21 protein-coding genes are annotated in these 19,227 nt (G+C 71.2%); 7 read left to right on the forward strand and 14 right to left on the reverse strand.

The window, feature by feature from the left end:
• Positions 1 to 101: 101 nt before the first annotated feature.
• The 3 genes from ACIBK6_RS33065 to ACIBK6_RS33075 all read right to left on the reverse strand — a co-directional run bounded on the left by ACIBK6_RS33065 (position 102) and on the right by ACIBK6_RS33075 (position 3,113).
• Positions 102 to 695, reverse strand: coding sequence for a hypothetical protein (locus ACIBK6_RS33065; RefSeq protein ID WP_399055563.1), 594 nt, complete (start codon positions 693 to 695; stop codon positions 102 to 104).
• A 180-nt stretch (positions 696 to 875) separates the two neighbouring features.
• The gene (locus tag ACIBK6_RS33070) at positions 876 to 1,214 is read right to left on the reverse strand and encodes a hypothetical protein (protein ID WP_399055565.1); all 339 of its coding nucleotides are present in this window, start codon (positions 1,212 to 1,214) and stop codon (positions 876 to 878) included.
• 594 nt (positions 1,215 to 1,808) lie between these two features.
• Positions 1,809 to 3,113, reverse strand: coding sequence for a helix-turn-helix domain-containing protein (locus ACIBK6_RS33075; protein WP_399055567.1), 1,305 nt, complete (start codon positions 3,111 to 3,113; stop codon positions 1,809 to 1,811).
• A 215-nt stretch (positions 3,114 to 3,328) separates the two neighbouring features.
• Here ACIBK6_RS33075 and ACIBK6_RS33080 point away from each other — a divergent pair, with 215 nt between their 5' ends.
• The 7 genes from ACIBK6_RS33080 (at position 3,329) to ACIBK6_RS33110 (ending at position 10,702) form a co-directional block, all read left to right on the forward strand.
• On the forward strand, positions 3,329 to 5,230 hold the full coding sequence (locus ACIBK6_RS33080) for a nucleotidyltransferase domain-containing protein (RefSeq protein ID WP_399055569.1): 1,902 nt from the start codon (positions 3,329 to 3,331) through the stop codon (positions 5,228 to 5,230).
• Complete coding sequence (locus tag ACIBK6_RS33085; protein WP_399055571.1) at positions 5,227 to 6,330, forward strand: hypothetical protein; 1,104 nt, start codon at positions 5,227 to 5,229, stop codon at positions 6,328 to 6,330. Before ACIBK6_RS33080 ends, ACIBK6_RS33085 begins: the two co-directional genes overlap by 4 nt.
• Positions 6,311 to 7,099, forward strand: a complete 789-nt coding sequence (locus ACIBK6_RS33090; protein ID WP_399055573.1) for an SDR family NAD(P)-dependent oxidoreductase — start codon at positions 6,311 to 6,313, stop codon at positions 7,097 to 7,099. The genes ACIBK6_RS33085 and ACIBK6_RS33090 overlap by 20 nt, the downstream gene beginning before the upstream one ends.
• A 32-nt stretch (positions 7,100 to 7,131) precedes the next feature.
• Positions 7,132 to 7,575 carry an NUDIX domain-containing protein gene (locus ACIBK6_RS33095; RefSeq protein WP_399055575.1) on the forward strand — a complete coding sequence of 148 codons (444 nt, stop codon included), beginning with the start codon at positions 7,132 to 7,134 and terminating at the stop codon, positions 7,573 to 7,575.
• A gap of 711 nt (positions 7,576 to 8,286) precedes the next feature.
• Positions 8,287 to 9,780: a hypothetical protein gene (locus tag ACIBK6_RS33100; protein WP_399055577.1), complete on the forward strand. Its 1,494-nt coding sequence runs from the start codon at positions 8,287 to 8,289 to the stop codon at positions 9,778 to 9,780.
• A gap of 70 nt (positions 9,781 to 9,850) precedes the next feature.
• Entirely contained in the window at positions 9,851 to 10,324 is a 474-nt protein-coding gene (locus tag ACIBK6_RS33105; protein ID WP_399055579.1) for a hypothetical protein, read from the forward strand.
• A gap of 3 nt (positions 10,325 to 10,327) precedes the next feature.
• Positions 10,328 to 10,702 carry a hypothetical protein gene (locus ACIBK6_RS33110; RefSeq protein ID WP_399055581.1) on the forward strand — a complete coding sequence of 125 codons (375 nt, stop codon included), beginning with the start codon at positions 10,328 to 10,330 and terminating at the stop codon, positions 10,700 to 10,702.
• An 11-nt stretch (positions 10,703 to 10,713) separates the two neighbouring features.
• Here ACIBK6_RS33110 and ACIBK6_RS33115 read toward each other — a convergent pair whose 3' ends face one another.
• From ACIBK6_RS33115 to ACIBK6_RS33165, 11 genes are all read right to left on the reverse strand, one after another.
• Entirely contained in the window at positions 10,714 to 10,842 is a 129-nt protein-coding gene (locus ACIBK6_RS33115; RefSeq protein ID WP_399055583.1) for a hypothetical protein, read from the reverse strand.
• Positions 10,843 to 11,546: 704 nt separating this feature from the next.
• Positions 11,547 to 11,996 (reverse strand): hypothetical protein, encoded by a 450-nt coding sequence (locus tag ACIBK6_RS33120; protein ID WP_399055585.1) that lies wholly within the window; start codon positions 11,994 to 11,996, stop codon positions 11,547 to 11,549.
• A gap of 100 nt (positions 11,997 to 12,096) precedes the next feature.
• A complete protein-coding gene (locus tag ACIBK6_RS33125) occupies positions 12,097 to 13,002 on the reverse strand; it encodes a hypothetical protein (RefSeq protein WP_399055587.1) in 906 nt (301 codons plus the stop codon).
• A 166-nt stretch (positions 13,003 to 13,168) separates the two neighbouring features.
• Positions 13,169 to 13,459 (reverse strand): hypothetical protein, encoded by a 291-nt coding sequence (locus ACIBK6_RS33130; RefSeq protein WP_399055589.1) that lies wholly within the window; start codon positions 13,457 to 13,459, stop codon positions 13,169 to 13,171.
• Positions 13,460 to 14,233: 774 nt separating this feature from the next.
• On the reverse strand, positions 14,234 to 15,352 hold the full coding sequence (locus tag ACIBK6_RS33135) for a helix-turn-helix domain-containing protein (RefSeq protein ID WP_399055591.1): 1,119 nt from the start codon (positions 15,350 to 15,352) through the stop codon (positions 14,234 to 14,236).
• Positions 15,353 to 15,590: 238 nt separating this feature from the next.
• Complete coding sequence (locus ACIBK6_RS33140; RefSeq protein WP_399055593.1) at positions 15,591 to 16,550, reverse strand: hypothetical protein; 960 nt, start codon at positions 16,548 to 16,550, stop codon at positions 15,591 to 15,593.
• Positions 16,551 to 16,675: 125 nt separating this feature from the next.
• On the reverse strand, positions 16,676 to 17,032 hold the full coding sequence (locus ACIBK6_RS33145) for a hypothetical protein (protein ID WP_399055595.1): 357 nt from the start codon (positions 17,030 to 17,032) through the stop codon (positions 16,676 to 16,678).
• A 25-nt stretch (positions 17,033 to 17,057) separates the two neighbouring features.
• Positions 17,058 to 17,465, reverse strand: a complete 408-nt coding sequence (locus tag ACIBK6_RS33150) for a hypothetical protein (RefSeq protein WP_399055597.1) — start codon at positions 17,463 to 17,465, stop codon at positions 17,058 to 17,060.
• A gap of 49 nt (positions 17,466 to 17,514) precedes the next feature.
• Complete coding sequence (locus ACIBK6_RS33155; RefSeq protein WP_399055599.1) at positions 17,515 to 18,141, reverse strand: TetR/AcrR family transcriptional regulator; 627 nt, start codon at positions 18,139 to 18,141, stop codon at positions 17,515 to 17,517.
• Between the two features lie 123 nt (positions 18,142 to 18,264).
• Positions 18,265 to 18,726, reverse strand: a complete 462-nt coding sequence (locus ACIBK6_RS33160; protein WP_399055601.1) for a hypothetical protein — start codon at positions 18,724 to 18,726, stop codon at positions 18,265 to 18,267.
• 18 nt (positions 18,727 to 18,744) lie between these two features.
• A complete protein-coding gene (locus tag ACIBK6_RS33165) occupies positions 18,745 to 19,215 on the reverse strand; it encodes a hypothetical protein (protein ID WP_399055603.1) in 471 nt (156 codons plus the stop codon).
• Between the last annotated feature and the right edge of the window lie 12 nt (positions 19,216 to 19,227).

Consider the following 19,227-nt stretch of genomic DNA (forward strand, 5'->3'; position numbering starts at 1 on the left):
CGGACACCGGGATGGCTGCCGTGGAGTTGCGAGAGAGGCCGGTGGCCTGCGGCCCCGGAGCGCTGCGGAGGCCACCTGGCGAACGAGGCTGCGGGTGGGCCTCAGGCGTCGTCGGACTCCTCGGCAGTGCTGAGGTCGAATCCGAGGGCGCGGAGGCGCTCCTTGATGGCCTCCACGATGTCGCCGCCCTCAAAATCGGGGCTGGTCATCGCGTCCAGGACGGCGTTCATGCCTGCCTCCGTGTCGGGCTCCGACTCCCCACGGCCGGTCGGCCGCCCGAACTCTCCGGCCAGGACGGCCATCACCGCGCCGAGCATCTGGACAAGTTCTTCGACGTGCCGGTCAGCGGCCCCGTCGTGATCGTCGTAGTCGTTGCCCAGAAGGGCCCCGTCGGGCCCCCTGAACGGGGCGAGGTCGGCCTCGTGGCGGGTGAGCATGGACGCGTGGGCGGTGATCAGCCCGTGCACCACGCTGCGGGACGACCCTCCGACCGGCCCAGGAGGCTCCGCCAGCTCGTGGCCGCGCAGCATCGCCGCGCACTGCAGCCATCCGGCGAGCTCCTGGACTCTCTCGCTGTAGAGGCGGTCCCACGGACCGAAGGGGAGAGTAGAGGCTGCTGAGAGTTCGGCCAGAGCCGCGGCGACGGCAGTGGAGTCGGCGTCGCCGGGGAAGCGGGCCAGGGCGGTGGTGCTCATCGGGTTCCCTCAGGGTGGGCGCAGCGTGTCGGCGCAGCGCGGGAATGGCAGTGGGTGGTGGTCCAGTTGGGTACGCCGGGGAAGAGGCGGCAGGGGTCCACGCCGATCTCCCCGCGTTCCAGGCACGCTTGGGGGTGCCGGGCCCGGTGCCGTGCGACCGGCACCGGGCCCGCAACTGGGCTACTGGTCGGCGCCGGTCACGTACAGACCGGAGACGCTGGGCAACTGCGACAGGATGGTGTAGAACTCCGACGGCCGGTACCTCCCCTTGCGCGCGGCCTTGCTGAGCCGGAGTGCCAGGTGTACCTCCACGTCGTCGATCTTGGGGTCCCGTGTGGCGATGTAGTCGCTGTCCAGGCTCGCGAACGTCACCGACTCGACAACCATGATCAGTTCCCCGAGGGCCATTCGGTCGCCCTTGCGGGGAAGGGGCAGGCTGCCGGTCTCCCAGGCGAAGGCCGCTTCGTAGTCGACCTCGCCGTCGTTGATGCCCAGGTCGAAGCTGACCTCTGCACGCATGATTGCTCTCTTTCTCCGTTGGTGCTGTGGCCGGGGCGCGCTGCGCCGGACGGCCGGGGGCGTGCTCCTCGCGGGACTCGCACCCGCGCCGGGTAGATGGGCTTGGGAAACGCGCTTCCCTGCCGGGGGTGTCAGCCCCTCGTTGAGGTTCCCCAACCCTGGGGCTTTTGGCGGGCCGGGGCCCGGTACATCCGCAACCGTCTCGTCATGACGCCGTTCCGTTTTACGGCCGCTCTTCCGCTGAGCTACAGGAGCAGGATGGGGCGGAACCCTTCACGTGATGAATACTACTCTGACTCATAAAATTAAGCAACATCTTTGATCTTTGCTTCACCGCTCGATCGGACAGCATGGTCGGCGAGTGTCAGGAAAGGGGCGACGGCCCGATCGGCCGGGTGACTTCGTCGGCCACCAGGGCGGCGGCGATCAAGAGAATCCGCCCCGGCATGCCGGATGTCGGTGATTGCCCTCGCCGACCCTGCCCACGATGGTGTCCCCGCTCGCGCTGAGGCGCTGCAGGTTGCGCCTGACGATCTCGGCGCGGCCCGCGATTTCCTCCCATCCGATCCGGAAGGCGGCGGGCTGCGGGCAAGGTCACGATCGCGCGGACCGTGCTGTGGCGGCCAGTTCGCGGACGCCACTGGTGTGGGGGTGGCGTTGGGTGAGGTCTGTGACGATGGCGCGGATGCTGGGGCGGTCGCGTACCTCGGAAGGGGCTGCACGGTGGGCGTCGAGCAGTGCGTGGGCGGTCTGCTCGGGCTTACCCCACTGCCAGTAGGCGCGGGCGAGGTCGGTGTGGAGGCGTCCGCGGCGTTCGGCGGTGGGGAACTGGGCGGCGCGCAAGTTCCGGCCGGCGTGGACGGCGGCTCCGGAGTCGCCGAGGGACCACAGAACGCCGACCTTGTAGAGGGTGACGGAGGCGGGTGTGACGGTGAACGACTGCGGTCCGGCGGCTGGTTCGGGCAGGAGCGCGGCAGCGCGTTCGGCTTCGCCGATCATCTCCAGGGCGCGGTCACGGTCTCCGGCTTCGGCGGCGGTGTAGGCGACGGTGCAGAGCATCTGCGCGAAGGTCGCGGCCTGGGCGGGTGTCGTCAGGCCGGTGGCTTCCACTTGGGCTGCGGCGTGGAGGGTGACTCGCTGGGCAATACTCGTACGTCCTTCATGGCGGAGGACGATGCTGAATGCGCGGGCCGAGGCGGCTGCGGCGAGGGAGGAGCCGGACAGGCGGGAGTAGGTGGTGGATCGGTCGGCGGTGATCCGGCTCGCTCCGTACCGTCCGATCTTCGACAACGCTTCGGTCGCCAGGTCGTAACAGGCAGCGAGCCGGGCGTAGTCGCTAGCTTCGCCGGACGCAGCGCAGGCCTCGGCGGTGGCCAGGAGGTTGGGCAGCATCTCGACGAGCCGGGCGTGGGCGCCGGCGTTGAAGAGCGCCTTGGCCGTGCGGTAGTCGGCTAAAAGGTTCGCCGGGGTCGGCACCGAGGACGGTTCGGGCAGCAGGGCGAGGGACTCGTCGAGGTTGTTCAGCATGGAGAGCGGCACGGCGAGGCCGGCAGCCAGCAGGGCCCGGCGTTTCATCGGATCCTCCTCTGGCTCGGCATGCCGCTCGGCGGTGGCAACTGTAGTGGCCTGGACGGGCGTCACGCCGAGAACCGCGGCAAGAACCCCCGGAGGGATGACGAGCGCGGCGGCGAAGGGCTTGAGCATGTCGAGGTCCGTCGCCGGGCGCTCTGCCGTCTCAAGCCGACTCACAGCAGAGGCGGAGTAGCCGGTGGCCTTGCCGAGGTCGATCTGCCGCCACCCGCGTTCGAGCCGGGCCCAGCGGATGAGTCCGCCGGTATTGCCCGCGGCGATGAGCGCGCGGGCGCGGGGGGAGTTCCAGTCCGGTACCTGTGCTCGCATGATCGCCCCCGGTAGCCGCCGGACATCAGCCTGCCAACGGTAGCCGGACCGTCACGTTCCGTCGAGGCCGTATGCGCAATGCGCAAACGGCGTGCGCGCGACGGTCCGCGCCTTCGGAAGCAGGACGCGGCGCGGTGTGCTGAGGACGGCCACGGCGGGCCGATTCTCCGTCCCGCCGTGCGGGGTCCCTTGGAGCTTCGTCGGAGGAGGTCACCATGACCATCATGCCCACCGGGTTACAGCAGCCCGTGTCGATCGCGCTCAGCGGTCCGGACAACACCGGGAAGACCAAGCAGATCGGGCTGTTGGCCCGCAGAATGGGCGCGGCCGCGTGCAGCGGCGGCCCGCTCGACCACCATGATCCGCGCTGGGAGCGGATCAAGGCCAGCGGAATGGGGACCTGGTGGTTCGCGGACGGTCCGGTTCAAGAGGTCGCGGAGGTGCTGGCTTGCTCCTACCTTCAGCGATCGCGCAGCACGGTGGCCGCGCCGGTGCGGCTCCTCGACCGGGGCATCCCGATGCTGGAGGCGTCGGTGGCCGCCACGGTGGCGGTCCGGGAGGAGCTGGCGCCGCAGGCCGCCGCCGACCGGGCGCGCGCTCTGCTCGCCCCGTACCTCACCGACCTCCGGGCGGCGGAGGCCGTCGAGCACTCCGTGGTCCTGCTGCACTGCCAGGATCCAGCGGAGGGGACGCGGCGAGCCCTGGCCCACGAGGCGAGCGTCACGGACGTCTACACCGCCTACCAGCGCCACCTCCACGACCAAGTCGCGCGGCTCGTCACCGACGGCCGGTTCACCGAGACGGTCATCGTCGGGGAGCGGCCCACCATCGCCGTGCAGGACGACCTGCGGCGCCGCCTCCACCCGGTCGCCCCCGGCATTCCGCCCCGGGCGCTGCCGGACGTGCACGTCGTGGCGCTCGGCGGGCTGTCCGAGAGCGGGAAGAGCGCGACCGGCGAGTACCTGCGCACCCACCACAGGCACGCCCGCCTCAAGATCGGCTACCTGATCGAGGACAGCGCCCGCCGATGCGGGATCACGGACCCGTACGCGCTCGGCGAGGTCGTACAGGCCGAGCTGATCGTGGACGCGCTCGACCGGTACTGCGCCGCCCACCACTTCCTGAACCGGGTCAGCATCGAGTCGCTGCACAGCGCCGCCTCCACCCGCGAGCTCGCGCGGATGCTCGGGGATCAGCTGACCGTCACCTACCTCAAGACGCCGTTCACCATCCGGGCCGCGCGCAGCGTCCCAGGCGCGGCCGACGTCGCCGAACGCGACAGGGCCAAGATCAGCCGGGGCGCGGACACGATCACCGAGTTCGCCGATGCGGTGATCGACAACGGTGGCAGCCGCCTTCAGCTGGAGCGGGCCCTGGACCGTCTCGTCCTGGCCGCGTGCTGGCCCGCCCGCCGTCCGCAGACCGTCCCACTGAACACGCTCGGGCTCCCGGTCCACCTGGAGGTGTATCTGTCCGCCGTCTTGGACCGGATGGCCGGCGAGCAGCCGCTGATCGATCTACTCGCCGTGACCGGCAGTGGTGCCCGTGGCAAGTATCAGCACGGCTGGAGCGACCTTGACGTCTTCGTCATCGCTGCCCCGGAGTCGCTGCCCGGCATCAGAGAGATCCTCGCCGACCTCGACGGCGAACTCGCCGGGGTCAAGCTCGGGCTGACGATCCTCACGCTGGGCGAGTGCGCCGCCGGCGCTGTCTCCTCGCGCCTGCTCCACGTCCTGGCGCTGCTCGGCAGCGGCGCCCTGCCCGCCCTGTGGTGCCGCCCCGACCTGACGATCCCGGCGCCCCCGGCCGCCGACGACGTCGACGCCAGCGTCCGCGACGGCATCCAGGCCGCCATCGAGATCCGCCGTCAACTCCTGCGCACCACCCTCGACCTGCGGGCGCTGTACAAGGTCACCGCACTGCTGGCCAAGATCCAGCTCCGATTCGCGGGCATCGAGAGCCCTGCCGACGACGAGGCCCTGGCCGCGCTCCTCGCCGACAGCCACCCACACCTCGACGGCCTGCTGCGGCAGGCACGTGCAGACCGCGGCCAGGCCGAAGTCCTGGCCCGTACGGTCCTGGACCGGTGGCTCGCGACGATGGACGCCCCCCGGTGAACGCGACCGCGCCCCGGCCGGTGTTCGACAAGCACACCACCGCCGAGCGGGCCGACGCCGAAGTCCGCGGCTGGCGCCACGTCCAAGAGCTGCTGCCCGTGCCCGCCTTCCTGGGCCGCCGCACCACGGCACCAGGCCACGTCGTCTCCTTCGAGGACGTCTTCACCAGCGGCCGGTGCGAGCTCCTTCTCGGCGACCTGATCGCCCTGGCGGACCGTGACCCCGCCATGCTGCCCCGGCTACTCAGCCTTGTCGACGGGATCTGCCACAGTCTGCACACGGCCGGAGCCACCGGCGCGACGGCCCCGCTCTCCCAGTGCCGGCCCGGCCTGTACGCCGACCGAATCCAGCGCGGCGGCCGACTCGACGCCTGGTACCTCCACCACGACCTCCCCCTCCCCCTGCCCGGCACCCGAGCCCGCCTCACGGTCCGCCAGCTGCGCCGCTACACCTTCACCGTCAACGGCCGCCCGCTCACCGTGGACCTGCCCACCATCATCGCCGCGGCCCGGCGCACGCTGACCCCAGCAAGCCGGTGGGCCACCGCGATCACTCAGGGCGACCCGACCGAGCCGAACATCGCCAACCCTCTGTGCTGGCTCGACTTCGAGCACGCCGGACGCAACGCTCTCGCCGGTGAGAGCGCCACCCTCCTCTGGTACCTCATGGCCCACGGCGGCTGGCTCGTCCCCCGGTACCAGCCCGACACCTACCAGCGCACCCTCCGCCTGGCCCTGGCCCCCCACACCGCCCCGCGCATCGAGCACTTGGCGCTGGACGAGGACGAGCAGCACATCGCCCTCCGCTACACGTGGAACGCTGGGCCCGGCCGCCACGCCGCTCTCACCCGCACCCTGCGCCACCTCGCAGCCGACTCGACCGGATTCTTCAACGAGGCACGGGCCTTCCTCACCCTGCGCATCCTCGGCGTCATCCCGCCCACGCTCCTCCGGCCCGACGACCTCCTCCTGGTCCTGGTCAAAGCGGCCGAGTGCCACGACCCGACCACCGAACTCACCGACCTGTTCAACCCCACCCCCGTCCCCCACCCCCACCGAGTCGAAGAACGGAGTAGCCACCATGTCCCTCACCGCTCTTGAACCCACCCCCACCCTGCGCACCCAGCCCCTCTCCGGGCGGACCGCCCTGGTCACCGGCGCGGCCACCGGCATCGGTGCCGACATCGCCCGCGCCCTCGCGGCCGCCGGAGCAGCCGTCGCCGTGTCTCACCTCGCGCAGGACCACGACGCCGACACCGTCCTGCAGTCCCTGGCCGGTCACGGCATCACCGTCCACGCCGACCTCACCGACCCCGACGAGGTCACCGCACTGAGCGACCGCGTCCGCGACCAGCTCGGCCCCGTCGACATCCTGGTCAACAACGCCGGTTCCTACCCCCGCGTCTCCTGGACGGACACCGACGAGGCAGCGTGGGCCTACGCTCTGGACGTGAACCTCAGCGCCCACTACCGCATGTGCCGGGCCGTCACCCCTGCGATGACGGCGCGGCGCTGGGGCCGGATCATCAACATCGGCAGCGTCAACGCCCTCGCCGGCCGCGCAGGGCTGACGGCCTACAGCGCTGCCAAGGCCGGGCTCCAGGGCCTCACCCGCTCCCTGGCTCGCGAACTCGGCCCGCACGGCGTGTGCGTCAACGCGGTCCTGCCCGGGGCCATCCAGGTGGACGCCGAGAACCGCCTCCCCATCGGCCAACGCACCGCCCCTGCGGAACAGATCCGTCGCCAGTGCATCCCCAGGCGCGGCCGCCCCGACGACATCGCTGCCGCCGTCACGTTCCTCGCGACTCCCGCAGCGTCCTTCATCACCGGCCAGTCGTTGAACGTCGACGGAGGCTGGCTCCTCACCTGATCTGCCCGCAGCCAAACCGAAAGGGCCATCCGATGAAGCAGCGCGTCCGCGCCGTACTGATCACCCCGAACAACACCATGCTCGCGATCAAGAGAATCCGCCCCGGCATTCCGGAGTACTGGGTCCTCCCCGGCGGCGGAGTCGAGTCCGACGACGAGAGCCTGGAGGCCGCACTGCACCGTGAGGTGTGGGAGGAAATCGCCGGCCGAGCCGAGATCGTCAGCCTCCTGCACACCCTAGAGTCCGAGGACGAACAGCAGTTCTTCTACCTCGCACGCATCACGGAATGGAACTTCGACGAGCGCAGCGGCCCGGAGTTCAGCCGGGACGACCGCGGCGAGTACGTGCTTGAGGAGGTACTGCTCACCGCTGCGGGCCTCGACGCAATCGACCTCAAGCCCGAGGAGATCACTGCCGAGATCCACAACGCCCTCAACAACGGCCGTCTGGAGAAGGTCGTCCCCGTCCAGAGCTAGGAGGCGAGCACGCCTCCATGATCCTGCGCGGAGTGACCACCTGCCGACCACCCGTCTCGCTCTCCTGGGCAGGGGGTTGGCCGTGCGCTGGCTCGATCTCCGCTGCGCTGTCCGCTTCTCCCGGCAGCAACCCCAGCTCGGACAGCTTCGCTCAGGAGCGTCAGGGCACCGGTGCTGTGGTGGGGACGCACCAGGGCAGCCGAGATGCGTTTTGGGGCGGCCAACGCCACGGAAGGATCCGTCATCGGCTCGACTGCGACATCCGTGGAGCCCTTGCCGCAGGGGCGCGGGCAGTGCGGTGGGGGCGATGGCCGTACGAGCGCCCCATCACTGGTCCGGTCCGCGGGTGTGCGTGCGGCTGGCGGGCCGGAACGCCTTGAATTCCGTGACGGCCATCTGGGTGACCCGCCGTGGTCCGAGTGGTCCCGGCCGGTCCGGCTCACCGTGCACGGCCCGCGCAGACCGCCCGCCGGGTGGGCGCGACCCTCAACACTGGCACGGACACCAAGGTCTGCCCGGATCGGTGTCCCGGCCCTGCCGAGTCTGGCGCGCTGATAGCGTGGCGGGCGGGCCGGACAAGGGTCCGGGACGATCCTCCGTCACCCGGCACGGCGGGGGGAATCGCCAAAGCGGGCACCGGTCCGTGTGATGGCGACCTCCGCATGTCTTCACCCTTCGACGCTGGCCGGGCAGTGTGCGAAAGGTGCCCTGATGGCAGCTCCCCTCGGAACCCAGCGCGCCCGGGCGCGGGCCCGGCTAACCGGCGAAACGCACGCCCAGGCCAGGCTCGACCTGACCGGCCCCGACGGTGTCCCGGACGCCGAACACCCGGAGCAGGCCGCACTCGAGGCGGCGATCCTCCGCGAGCTCCACGACGCCTACGACCGCAGCCACCGCCCTCTCGACGGCGGCGTGTACGGCATGACCCGGGTCCGGCCTTCGCGTGCCTCCCTGGTCCTCTACCTGGCCGATGGTCATTGGGATGGGGTGCTCGATCTGCTGCTCCCCGAGCCCGAAGCCGACCTCGATGTCGAGGGCGAGGGCGTCCTGCCCGTCGCCGGTATCCCGGGGCTGCGGTGCCGCGTCCTGGCCAAGGGCCGGATCGTTCTGTACCGGCCGAACACGGCCGCCAGCGTCCTGCTGCAACTGCCCGCCGACGATGCCGACGAGGCACGGCAGTGGATCGCCGAGCTGGGACGGGACGGCGACCCGATGCGCAACGCGACGACGTGGACGCCCGACGAGCGCGAGCAACTGCCGGCGTACGAGGCAGGGCTGGGGGACGTGACGGCGCGCAGCCGGGTGCTACGCCGCCTGCTCGCCTTCCGGAATCTGCCCGCGATCTCCCTCATCGGTGAAAGCGGCGAGGTGCCGTCCCTGGACGACTTCCGGCAGCTCCTCGCCGCCGGCGGAGAGGAGCTGCGGCCGGCCCCCGCCGCGCGTACCGGGCCGGTGCGGGCGCTGACGCGGCCGGTGGATCGGGCGCTGGTGCTGGCCGTGGTCGGCGGCCACGCCGCCGACGGGCGGGGGCGTGGCGGGGTGGGGCGCACCTGCGCGGCTGTGGGGCTCGCGCGTGAGCTCTCCAGCCGAGGCCTTCGGGTCCTGGTGGTCGACGCCGATCCTGCGGGCTTTGTGCGGCGGGCGTTCGCCGGCGGCCTTCCGGACGGAGTCCGGGTCGAGAGCGCGGTGGCCCACGGGGCGCCGGACACGGTACGGCTGCGCCAGCTGGCCCGTGAACCGCTGCACGACGTCGTCCTGCTCGACTCCGGCCCCTCCGAGCAGCGGACCATCGCCGAGGCGGCCGACCGCTGGATCGGCGTCGCGAGCCTGTGGCACCGCCCCGACCCGTGGGAGCTGCTCGTCGACGAGGTCACCGACGCGAACAGCCGCCGCCTGCCCGCAGGCTGGGACCGGCGGTGGCTGGCGGTGATGCGCGCGAACCGGTGGAAGGTGCGCTGGCGGCTGGCCCCGGGCGACTTCGAGGGCATGTTCGCGCCGTTCCCGGCAGCAGGGTGCGCGGGGATCGTGCTGCTTGGCGCACGGGAGCAGGCCGGCGCCCGTGCGCAGGACTACCTCGCCGGACTGCGTACCGTGCTCCCGGTGCTGACCCCGGCCGTCCCGTACATCACGGACGAGGAGGACGTCCGGGAGCAGCAGGCCGCCGGCGCTGCGTTCGAGCGGATCGCCGAGACCTTGTTCGGATGACGCCCTGCGGGCGGCCCGGGCTGCTCGGGAACGGCCCGGGCCGCCCGCCGAGCGCCGCTAGGCTGCAAGGGTGACTGATACCCAGGCCCTCGACGATCTTCTGCGGCGAGCCCTGCTCGCCTACAACGGCCGGGCGCTGCACGCTGGCGCCGAGGCCGGAGTACACGCTGCGGCGTTCCTGAACGAGGTGGCCGCCGACCTCCTTCCCCTCATGGACACCAGCGATGACCCGGCACAGCGCGAGTTCGTCGCGGAGGCGTACCGGTGCCTGACCATGGCGGCCGACAACCCGCTCGGGCAGTCGTGCCGCGAGCGGGAGGAGCTGGTGAACATCGCCTGCCACGGCCTCGCCCACGCCCTCCTCGCCGGTCCGCAGGGCCGGGCCGGCGAGGAGGAGGCGCACGGCCTCCTCGCCGAGCTGTGGACGCCGTCACTGCTGGCCTGGTCACAGATCTTTCCCGCCCGTCTGGACACCGTCTCCCCGCCATGCGCCTGCGGCGCGCTGGGCACCCGCCCGAACCTGGTCCACGCCGCGGGGAGCTGAACGGTGGACCGCTCCTTCCCGGAGATCTCCCCGCGCGGCTTCGCGGGCCTGGGCATCACGCTGCCCGCCCTCGCCGAGATCCGGATCGCCCTGACCGGCGGCCGCGACACCGCGAAGTTCCACGTGCCGCCCTCGGACCTGCGCCGCTACCACCACGGGACCTGCCAGTACTCGAAACCCGCCGACCAGGCCGCCACCTATCCGCTGCTCGAGGCGTTCGGCCGGGTCTGCAAGAAGTGCGCCATCGTCCTGCCGCCCGCCCCGGACGCTCTGTGGCGGGCAGCCGCGTTCGCGGCACGCCGCCGCGACGTCCGCCTCGCCCGCCCGCCCGCGCTGCGCAGTCATGCGATGCCGAACGGAAGGCCCTTGCCCCGCTGAGAAGCAGGCCATCACAGGTAGGCGCTGACCAAATCGGCGAACTCGTCGGAGCCGATGCTGCTCACCCCGAGCTGTTCCGCCTGCATGTACGTCCGGGCGGGCACCTCGGCCAGCTCGACAACGATCGCGCCGACGGTCACGCGGCGGTCTTGCTTGGCCTTTTCACTAACGACGACGATCCGGTACGTGCCCGCGCCCTCCGCCCGGGCTCTCTCCCAGCCAACCTCGTCGCGACCCGTCCGCGCAGGACATCGTGGCTCCGGCCGAGGCCGACATAGACGGCCTCGCCAAGGCAGCCCAGGGTCCGCAGCTTGACGGACGTGGGCAGCAGGCCGAGCGGGTCGCTGACGCCAGCGAGGAGAGCGCGACGCTCGGCGGTGTGACGTGCGTGGTGGAGGGGCCGGACTCACGGCGGCTCGCTGGGCCGCTCCGATCTGGTCGAAGCAGTCGTGTCAACGGCGCTGCCGTGGTGGGGATCGATAGTCTTCGTCTTCCCTCGTGGATCGGTCGGTGCCCGGCTGGGCTTCGGCCCACCGGGCGGGCAGGGTGGTGTTGCCACTCTCTTCGCGGCGCTGGTCTTCCAGGTCGGCGGCGCGGAGACGCGCTCGATGCCACTGCTCGGCTGCGTGTCCGCTGGGGCGCAGGCACCGCGTTCCGGGCCCGGTCTGGCATGTGGGGCAGGGCAGTGCTGCCGGGCAGGTGTCGCCGAGGTCTTTGCCGTCGCAGAAGGCGCAGGGCCGGCCCGCAGTTGGCAAGGCGCGCCCAGCGACGTCGACGAGGAGTCCGGCCTCGCGCCAGGCGCCGCCCTCGGCCCTGTTCGAGGGCGGCCTGAAGGGCTGGCGTCTCACGGTCCGCTTTCCCCGGGTGCCGGGTCCGCGCGTACGAAGGCGTCACCCTTGGGCCAGACCGCGGTGACCTTGTAGTGGGACAGGAGGTCCCGGGCGGCCTCGCCGGGTGTGGCAGTGAGCAGCAGTACGCGGCGGGGTTGGGGGAAGAACCTCTCGCAGTCGAAGAGCACTCCGAGCGCGGCGATGAGTGCGAGGTAGTGGGTGCGGTGGCAGGCCATCACCAGCTCTCCGGCGGTGACGTCGAAGAGGTCGGTGGACGCCAGTTCGGGATCGGTGACGACGCGGTGGCGCAGCACGCGGTGCCCCTTGGCCGCCAGGTGGGAGAGGTAGGCAGCTAGGACCGCGCTCTCGGAATGGTCGGCCTCCTCGTTGTTGGCCCGGCCGGGTTGGGGGCGGGCGGGATGGGAGGGGGCCAGGTGGGTGACATATGGCAGGTCGGCGGTCATGGTGCGGTACTCCGGAATTCGGTCGTGTGCGCAGCTGGGCGCGCGGTGCGGCGCAGTGCGAGGGGTGCCGGGCGGCAAGCCACTGGGGCGGGTACGGGGATCAGCGCGCGGGTTCGGTGCGGTCGAACTGGCGCTGGCCGGTCGGCCATACAACGGTCACCTGCTGCCGATGCAGGAACTCGGACAAGTCCCTGTCGGGCTGCGAGGGAAGCAGCAGGACCCGGGTCGGCTCCGGATCGAAGTAGCGGGCCAAGTCGTGCAGCTCCCCGACGGCCTCGCGCACGGTGGCGCGTGCCAGCGTGGCCCGGGCCACTACCAGCTCGTTGCGGGTCAGGTCGTACAGGTCGACGCCCAGTTCCGTGAAGGTCCCGGCGACCTTGATCCGGTAGCCGGTCAGATCCCCACGCCGCTCCCACCGCGCATGGTGCTCGTATTGCTGGAGCAGTCTGCTCGTGGCCTCGCGCGCCGGGCTCGGCTCCACGCGCCCGGGCGTGAGGCCTCCTGCCGGACAGGGCGCGGTCCGCTGGAGCACCGTGCGTCGGGCGACGGGTTCAGCCGTGGGCAGGCCCACCGGGGGGCCGTTCAGCGGCAGGAGCCGGAAGACGAGCGCCTTCCTGACGGCCTGGGGCCTGCGCAAGTCGAAGGGAGCATCAACCTGTACGAACGGCGTCTTGGGGTCCAGCCGGACCTGGCCCAGGTACTGGACCGGTCCCTCGTAAGGCTGGAGGAACACGCGCAGAGCCCGGTCGTCCTGTTCGTGCTCGACGACAGAGCGGTTGCCTTGCGACAGCTTCTGGTCCGTGCCGTCCAGCCCGCCCTCGCCTCCGAAGTGCAAGTGCTCTCCCGTCCAGCCGTCGAGCGAACTCGCCTCGGCGTCCGGGGTGATGAACAGGAAGACGTTCGGGCTCTTCTTCGACGGGCTGATGCGTGGATGGATGCGGCCGCCGTAGCAGGCGTGGAGAGCCGCACGGTCGATGTGCTGACCGGGAACGAGGTCCCAGGACATGGGAGTGCCTCCTCGGGGCGGTGTTGGTCTTGGTGTGCAGTACGGGTGCTGGCCCGCCGTCGCGAGGGGCGGGTGGTCAGCGGCGACGGCCCGAGGGAGTAGGGCCGGGCCTGCGTCCTCCTCGGTGGCATGCGGACCCGGCGGGGCGGTCGCCTCAGGGGTGGGGCTATGCGTAGTAGCTCGCCATAAGCCATTCCGGCTTGGCGGTGTGGGTACGCAGTTCCAGCATGGCCAGCGCCTGCGTCAGGATTGCGTCGTACTGCGAGGCGGCACTCATCGCTGCGGGGTCCAGGGTGAGCGGCCCATCCCCGGGTTCACGGACGACCGCAGCGAGGATGTGGCCTTCCTCCTCCCAGCCGAGCGAGTAGGTCCGAAGGAGCAGCGAGTTCAGGCCGGATGCTGCCAGCCGCTCCTCGGCCGCGGCGGCGAAGTGGTCGGGGTGGTTCTCCTCGCGCATCGCCCCGTCTCCCACGACACGCGAGGCATGTGCCATGACGCACCGTCGGTGTACCGGACCAGTTCGTTCGCCAGCCCGGCCCAGCTGTCGGCCGGGCCTCCCAGGCGGTACCCGTACATCAGGGCTTCGTGATTCTCGATGGCGCCCATGGTGTCCTCCGTGTTCGTGGTCTGGTGCGGTCGACGCTGCGTGGCAGCAGCGGGGGAGCCCGGGTTCAGGGCACCGCCTGGTGGGTGCACGCCCCCTTCGCTCCCGTGGGGGTCGGAGGGGGCTGGCCCGGCAGCTACTGCATGGCAGCTGTGCACCGGGGCTCGGCCAGCAACACCTCCACCCTAATCAAACTCATAGCATTAGGCAACCTTCTGAGGCTGGGGATGCGCCTCGACGCCGCCGACGCTGCCGGGCGTCGCTCAGTGCTTCAGCATCTCGTCCGGACCTTCAGCAAGGTGCTCCTTGCCTGGTGTTGATACAGGTCAGGGCGGTGTGTTCTGTCGTCAGGGCGCGGATGCTGAAGGACCGGATGAGCCCGGAACGAGACTCCGGCGGCGCGTTGCAAGCTTCAGCGGGGCAGGTCAGAGGCCTGCCCCGCTGAAGCACTGGATGAGTCCCGACAGCCAGGAACGGAAGAGGTGGAGATCTCGCGTCGATCGTCGTGATGCCGCCGCGAGGAGCCGCGCGACGGGCGCCGTGGCTCTGGACGTACGCGGTCGTCGCACGGTCTCGGCGGGCTAGGCGGTCGCGGCCCTTGGTGTCCAGGCATCGGACCGCCGGCCATCAGCGGGCCCCGCCGACCTGTCCGGGGCGGCGGATGAAGCGGTAGGCGGTGGCGCGGAACCACATCGGCTCGTCGACGGCCGGGTCCTGGCCGTCGCCGGGCGTCCGGTCCGCCTTCGCCAGCAACCCGTTGTACAGGTAGGTCCGCATGGACGACACCGTCGTGACCTTGCCGCGGCCGCGTGCTGTGCCGTCGATCGCGCCGATCTGCTGCAGGGTCAGCAGATCACTGTCCTCTCCCTTGGGGAGCTTCAGGTCCTCGCGCAGCGGTCCCGACGTCCCGACGTTTGGACGGGGAGCACGGGCGGCTGCTCCCAGTCGTCCGGGGCGGCGGATGAAGCGGTAGGCGGTGGCGCGGAACCACATCGGCTCGTCGACGGCCGGGTCCTGGCCGTCGCCGGGCGTCCGGTCCGCCTTCGCCAGCAGCTTCTGCGACTGGTAGTTCTTCAGCGTGCCCACGGTGGTGGCCTTGCCGCGGCCGCGCGCCTCGCCGTCGAGCTCGCCGATCTCCTGCAGGGTCAGCAGGTCGGTGTCCGCACCGGCCGGAAGGTCCAGGTCGAGCAAGGCACCGGCGTCCTCGTGCTGCGCCGGAGCCGGCGTGTTCCCGATGGACTCCTCTTGGGCGGTGGACGATGCACGGCGCGTGCGGCGCGGTCGGCTGATGTAGGCGTAGGCGGTCCCGCGGAACCACTTCGGCTCCATGACCGTCGGCTGCCGGCCGTCATCCGGCGTCCTGTCGGCCAGCGGGAGGATCCCCTTGGACGGGGACAGGTAGGTGCGCAGAGTGGTGACCGGCGTGGGAGGCCGGTTCAGGGCCCGCCCCTCGAGCTCGCCGATCTGGCTCAGCGTCAGGAGGTCGCGGGGACCCCCCTCGGGCAGATCCAGCGGATTCTTCTTGCCCTGCTGGGACTGGAACCAGGCGCCGAAACGGTGATCACGGACCCAGGCGTCGACGTCGTCCTCGTCGTAGATCTGCATGCCGCCCTGGCCCGAGGTGAAGAGGAAACCGGGGAACCCCTTCTCCCGAGCCCACTTGGCGGCCGTCGCACGGTCCACGCCGTACCGCGCCGCCATCTTGTCGAAGTGGGTGTGGTTGCGGTCTGTGCCCGCAGGGGTCATCGTGGTCGCTCCGTCCGTGGCCGGCAGAGCCGACGCGTCTGCCGGCCTGCCGCCGCGGGCGACCGGGTCCTTCATGGGGTGGCCGATGAATGCCTTCGCCGGCCCGTCTCGTGCTGGCCACGGCGTGCAGGGGCGCCTCGCCAGCGAGATTATCCAAACTCATAGACTTCCGCAACGACGCGGGAGGGTGATGCGTGGTGTCGCCCTTCGGCAAAGGCGCCAGGCGCCGTGACCCTCTTCAGCGGCCGAGGACTCCCTCGAAGGTGATCTTGGAGCTGCCCGCGTCGACGGCCTCCACCGTCACCGAGCCGCCGACGGCGGACTCCGGGACGCGGAAGGAGACGGTCTGCGTGGCGGTGCGGAACGGGGCGATCGCGGCGTCGCGGTATCCGTACACCGGACGGACGGTATCGGCCAGATGCAGGTCCTGGCCGGTAAGAATCCGCAGAGTGGTGCCCAGACCGGGCATCGGGGCGTCGGAGCGGTTGACCACGCTCAACTCCAGGCTCCCGGTGCGCGAGGCGCCCTCGCCGCTCACCGTCACCTTGCCCAGGCGTACGTGGTCGTTCCACTGCCCCAGGGGCGTGACCGACTGCCCGGCGGGGGAGCCTTGCGGCGCCCGCTCGTCGGGGGAGGCGGCGGCACTGCCCGGCAGGGCGCCTTCGAAGAACAGCAGCTCCGGCTGGGCCAGTCCCTCCTCGGTCGCTTCCACGGTCACCGTGACAGGCAGGCCCTGGGCCTGATCGGGAAGCACCAGCCGCAGGTCCCTGTCGACGGACCGGTTGGGACGCACTCGCTGCGGTCCGCCCGCGACCTCGCCGGCCGGGCGCCCGAGGGCCCCGTAGCGGGCGGTGACGGCCGTCTGCGGCGCGGTCGCAATCTGCGCCCGCTGATTGGCCACGCTCACCCGCGCCGTATAGGCGCTCGAGCCGGCCGGCACGCCCGGCACGGTCCCGGCCGGCAGACGCTCGAAGCTCTGCAGCGTTACCGTCCATGCCCCGTCGCCGACCGGCAGCGCGGTTCCCGGCTTCACGATGCCGTCCGGCAGCACCGTGGAGGGCGAGGGCCGAGTCGCCGGGGCGCCGCTCGTGGGCTGGCCGTCGGCCTTGGGATCGCTGCCAGAGCGGGCACAGCCGGAGATCAGGACCGCGCCGGCCAGGAGCACGGTCGGAAGGGTGTGGCGCAGGCGCACGGACATGGTTCCCCCTGTGTCAGGAACCGGATCTCGGTCGGGGGGATCATGCCAAAACGCGTCCGGCCGGGGCCGGACGCGCTGGTGGAGGTGTCTGGTTCAGGCCGCCCGCTGCCTGTGGGGCGGGCGGACTACAGCGTGATGGGGATGGGGACCAGGAAGTACTCCGTGTCGCCGACGCGGACGCGCAGAGGGTGTCCGGGCGAGAGGTTGAGCAGCCGATGGTGCACGGTTGCCGGGGAGTTGCGCACGGACAACGCGGGCTCCAGAGCGGTGCGGACGGCGGCGCGGGAGGTGTCGGACAGCGGGTGGCGCTCGGCGATCTCCGCGCATTCGTCGAGCTGGGCATCGGTCAGGTCGGGCCCGAGGCCCTTGCGGAGGGCTTCGACGGCGACGGCTGGGGCCAGAACTGCCCGGTTGTGGTCGCGGCATACGTGGCCGGGTGTGCCGTGGGGCTGGAAGTGACGGGCGGTGCCGATCGAGGTCATGGGGACTCCTGGGTGGAGGGCGGTGTCAGTGCTCGCGGATCGCCGCGGTTTCGGCGATGGTCAGGACCTGCGCGGGAAACATCGGGATGCCTTCGGTCACCACCCGGTACACGCGGTGGACTCCGTCGACCAGAAGGAGAGCCGGGGCGCCGTCGATTTCCATGGTGGCGACGATCACCGGCTGGTCGAGGTCGGTACGCATGGCGTGTTCGACGCTGAAGTGGAACTGGTCCGGGCCGAAGACCGGGCACCAGGGCTGACCGTCGTAGTCCGGCCCGAGCAGGCTCAGATGGTAGGCGGCTGCCCAGTTCACAACGGGGGTCTGCTCGACGGCCCGGGGGTGCGACAGCGGGAGCGGTCGGCGGCACGGCCGGACCCGCAGAGCGAGGGCGCGGATCGGGACGCCGAGGGCGAGAGAGGCTGGCCGGATCAAGGGATTCCCCCATGGTGGCTGCGGCCGGGCTGGCGGCGGAGCGTGGGTGCTAGTCGTCGGTCGCGGTTACGGCGGCGTGGACGACGCGGGCGAGCCCCCGGCGCCGCTGACGCTTGGTCAGCCCCCGGACGCTCCCGGCGGTCTCGTGACCGGCCGCAGCGGCCAGGCCGGTGACGAGGCTGTGAACCAGCTCCATGCGGACCTCGTCCGGCGTGGTCGGCTGGGTCGCCGCCGTCAGCGCCCGGGCGACGGGCTGGGTCGCCGCGTCGTACGCCTCGACGAAACGGGGCTCCCGCTCGGCCGCGACCGCGGTCAGCACGCGCATGACCGGGAGGTGAGCGCTCCACCCGTCGAGCACGGCGTCGACGAGCCGAGTTGCGCCCGGGAGACCGTCCGACGACCAGGACCCGTCCTCGAAGGCGTCGAGCGCCGTGTTCGTCTCCGCGACCAGGAGCCGAGACGCTTCGAGGACAACAGCCTCTACGTCGGCGAAGTACTGGTAGAAGGTGGCGGGCGAAGTGCGCACCGCCTGGGCGATATCCGTCGCCTTGACATCGCGGTAGGAGCGCGTGGCGAGGAGTTCCATCGTCGCGTCCATCAGCTTCTGGCGGGTCTGGAGCCCGCGCTGGCCGGGCGTGCGGCGAACGGAAGAACGGGCCACGACAGGGGTGGACACAGTCGTCTCCTGAGCTGGAGGGAGGAAGGGGAGTCGTCCGGGTCCGGGCGGTGCCGCCAGACCCGACGTGCAATCACATTACACATTGAAACCTGGATACGCAATTCTCCGGGGATGGGTGCCTCAGGAGTTCCCTTGCTCGACCTGTGCTCGTGCAGCATCGGCGGCTGCATCCCCAGACGTGGTGTGGAAGGTATCGACCCACCGCCCGAAGTGGAGCTCGTTGCCGTCCAGTTCGGCAGCAGCAGCGGCGTGCTCGCCGGGAAGGACACCGGCGACAAGCAGTGCATCGGCGCGGTCGTACCGCAGACCGAAGACGGTAAATACCTGTCCTTCGCCGGGCGGGTCAACCTGCGCAGGAGGGCCGGACGGGTCCAGGCTGAGGCAGGCGAACATCTCCTCGACGGCTCCGGCCAGCTCCGTGACGTTCGGCTGGCGACCTGGACCGGCATCGCGCAGGGAGCACCATGCGCGGAACAGGGAAGCGACGGCCGAGCCGCTCGTGGTGGTGGGGTCGAAGTGCAGCATCGCGGGTTCTCCAAGGACTTGGGGGAAGGGCGTGCGTGCCCGGCGGTCGTCGGACACGGTGAGACAAGGGGCCAGCTATGCCTCGGTCCGCCGCGCATTCGGGGCTCGGGCGGACATGCGGTGGGTGAAGGCATGCGCGCCGGTCAAGACGATCCCTGCGCCGAGGGCCAGGTAGTCGGCTGTCCGTCCGCGCAGGACTAGGGCGTCGCTGTTGCCGAGCAGCAACACGGTGCAGATGGCGATGGCCTCTGCCACCAGGACCGCGTCAAGACAGGCTGCGGCAGCGCCCCACCACCGGTGGGCGCGAGCCCTGCGGCCACCGGCCGCCTGGCACTGCTCCCGCCTGCTGATGGCGCTGCGGGCCCGGTCGAGGGCGAGGTGGCGCACCGCGTCGACAAGGATGCCGATCGGGGCGACGAATAGGCACATGACGGGTTGTTCCAGAAGGACGCCGCAGCCGGCGAGCAGCGCCACCAGGCCGTAGACGGTGTGCAGCGGCTGGCAGCGGCGGTACTGGTGCGTGCGGGGACGGAGGTCTTCGGACATGGCTCTCCTCGG

It is taken from the genome of Streptomyces sp. NPDC050485 (genome assembly GCF_044458185.1).
In the GTDB taxonomy this organism is placed as follows: domain Bacteria; phylum Actinomycetota; class Actinomycetes; order Streptomycetales; family Streptomycetaceae; genus Streptomyces.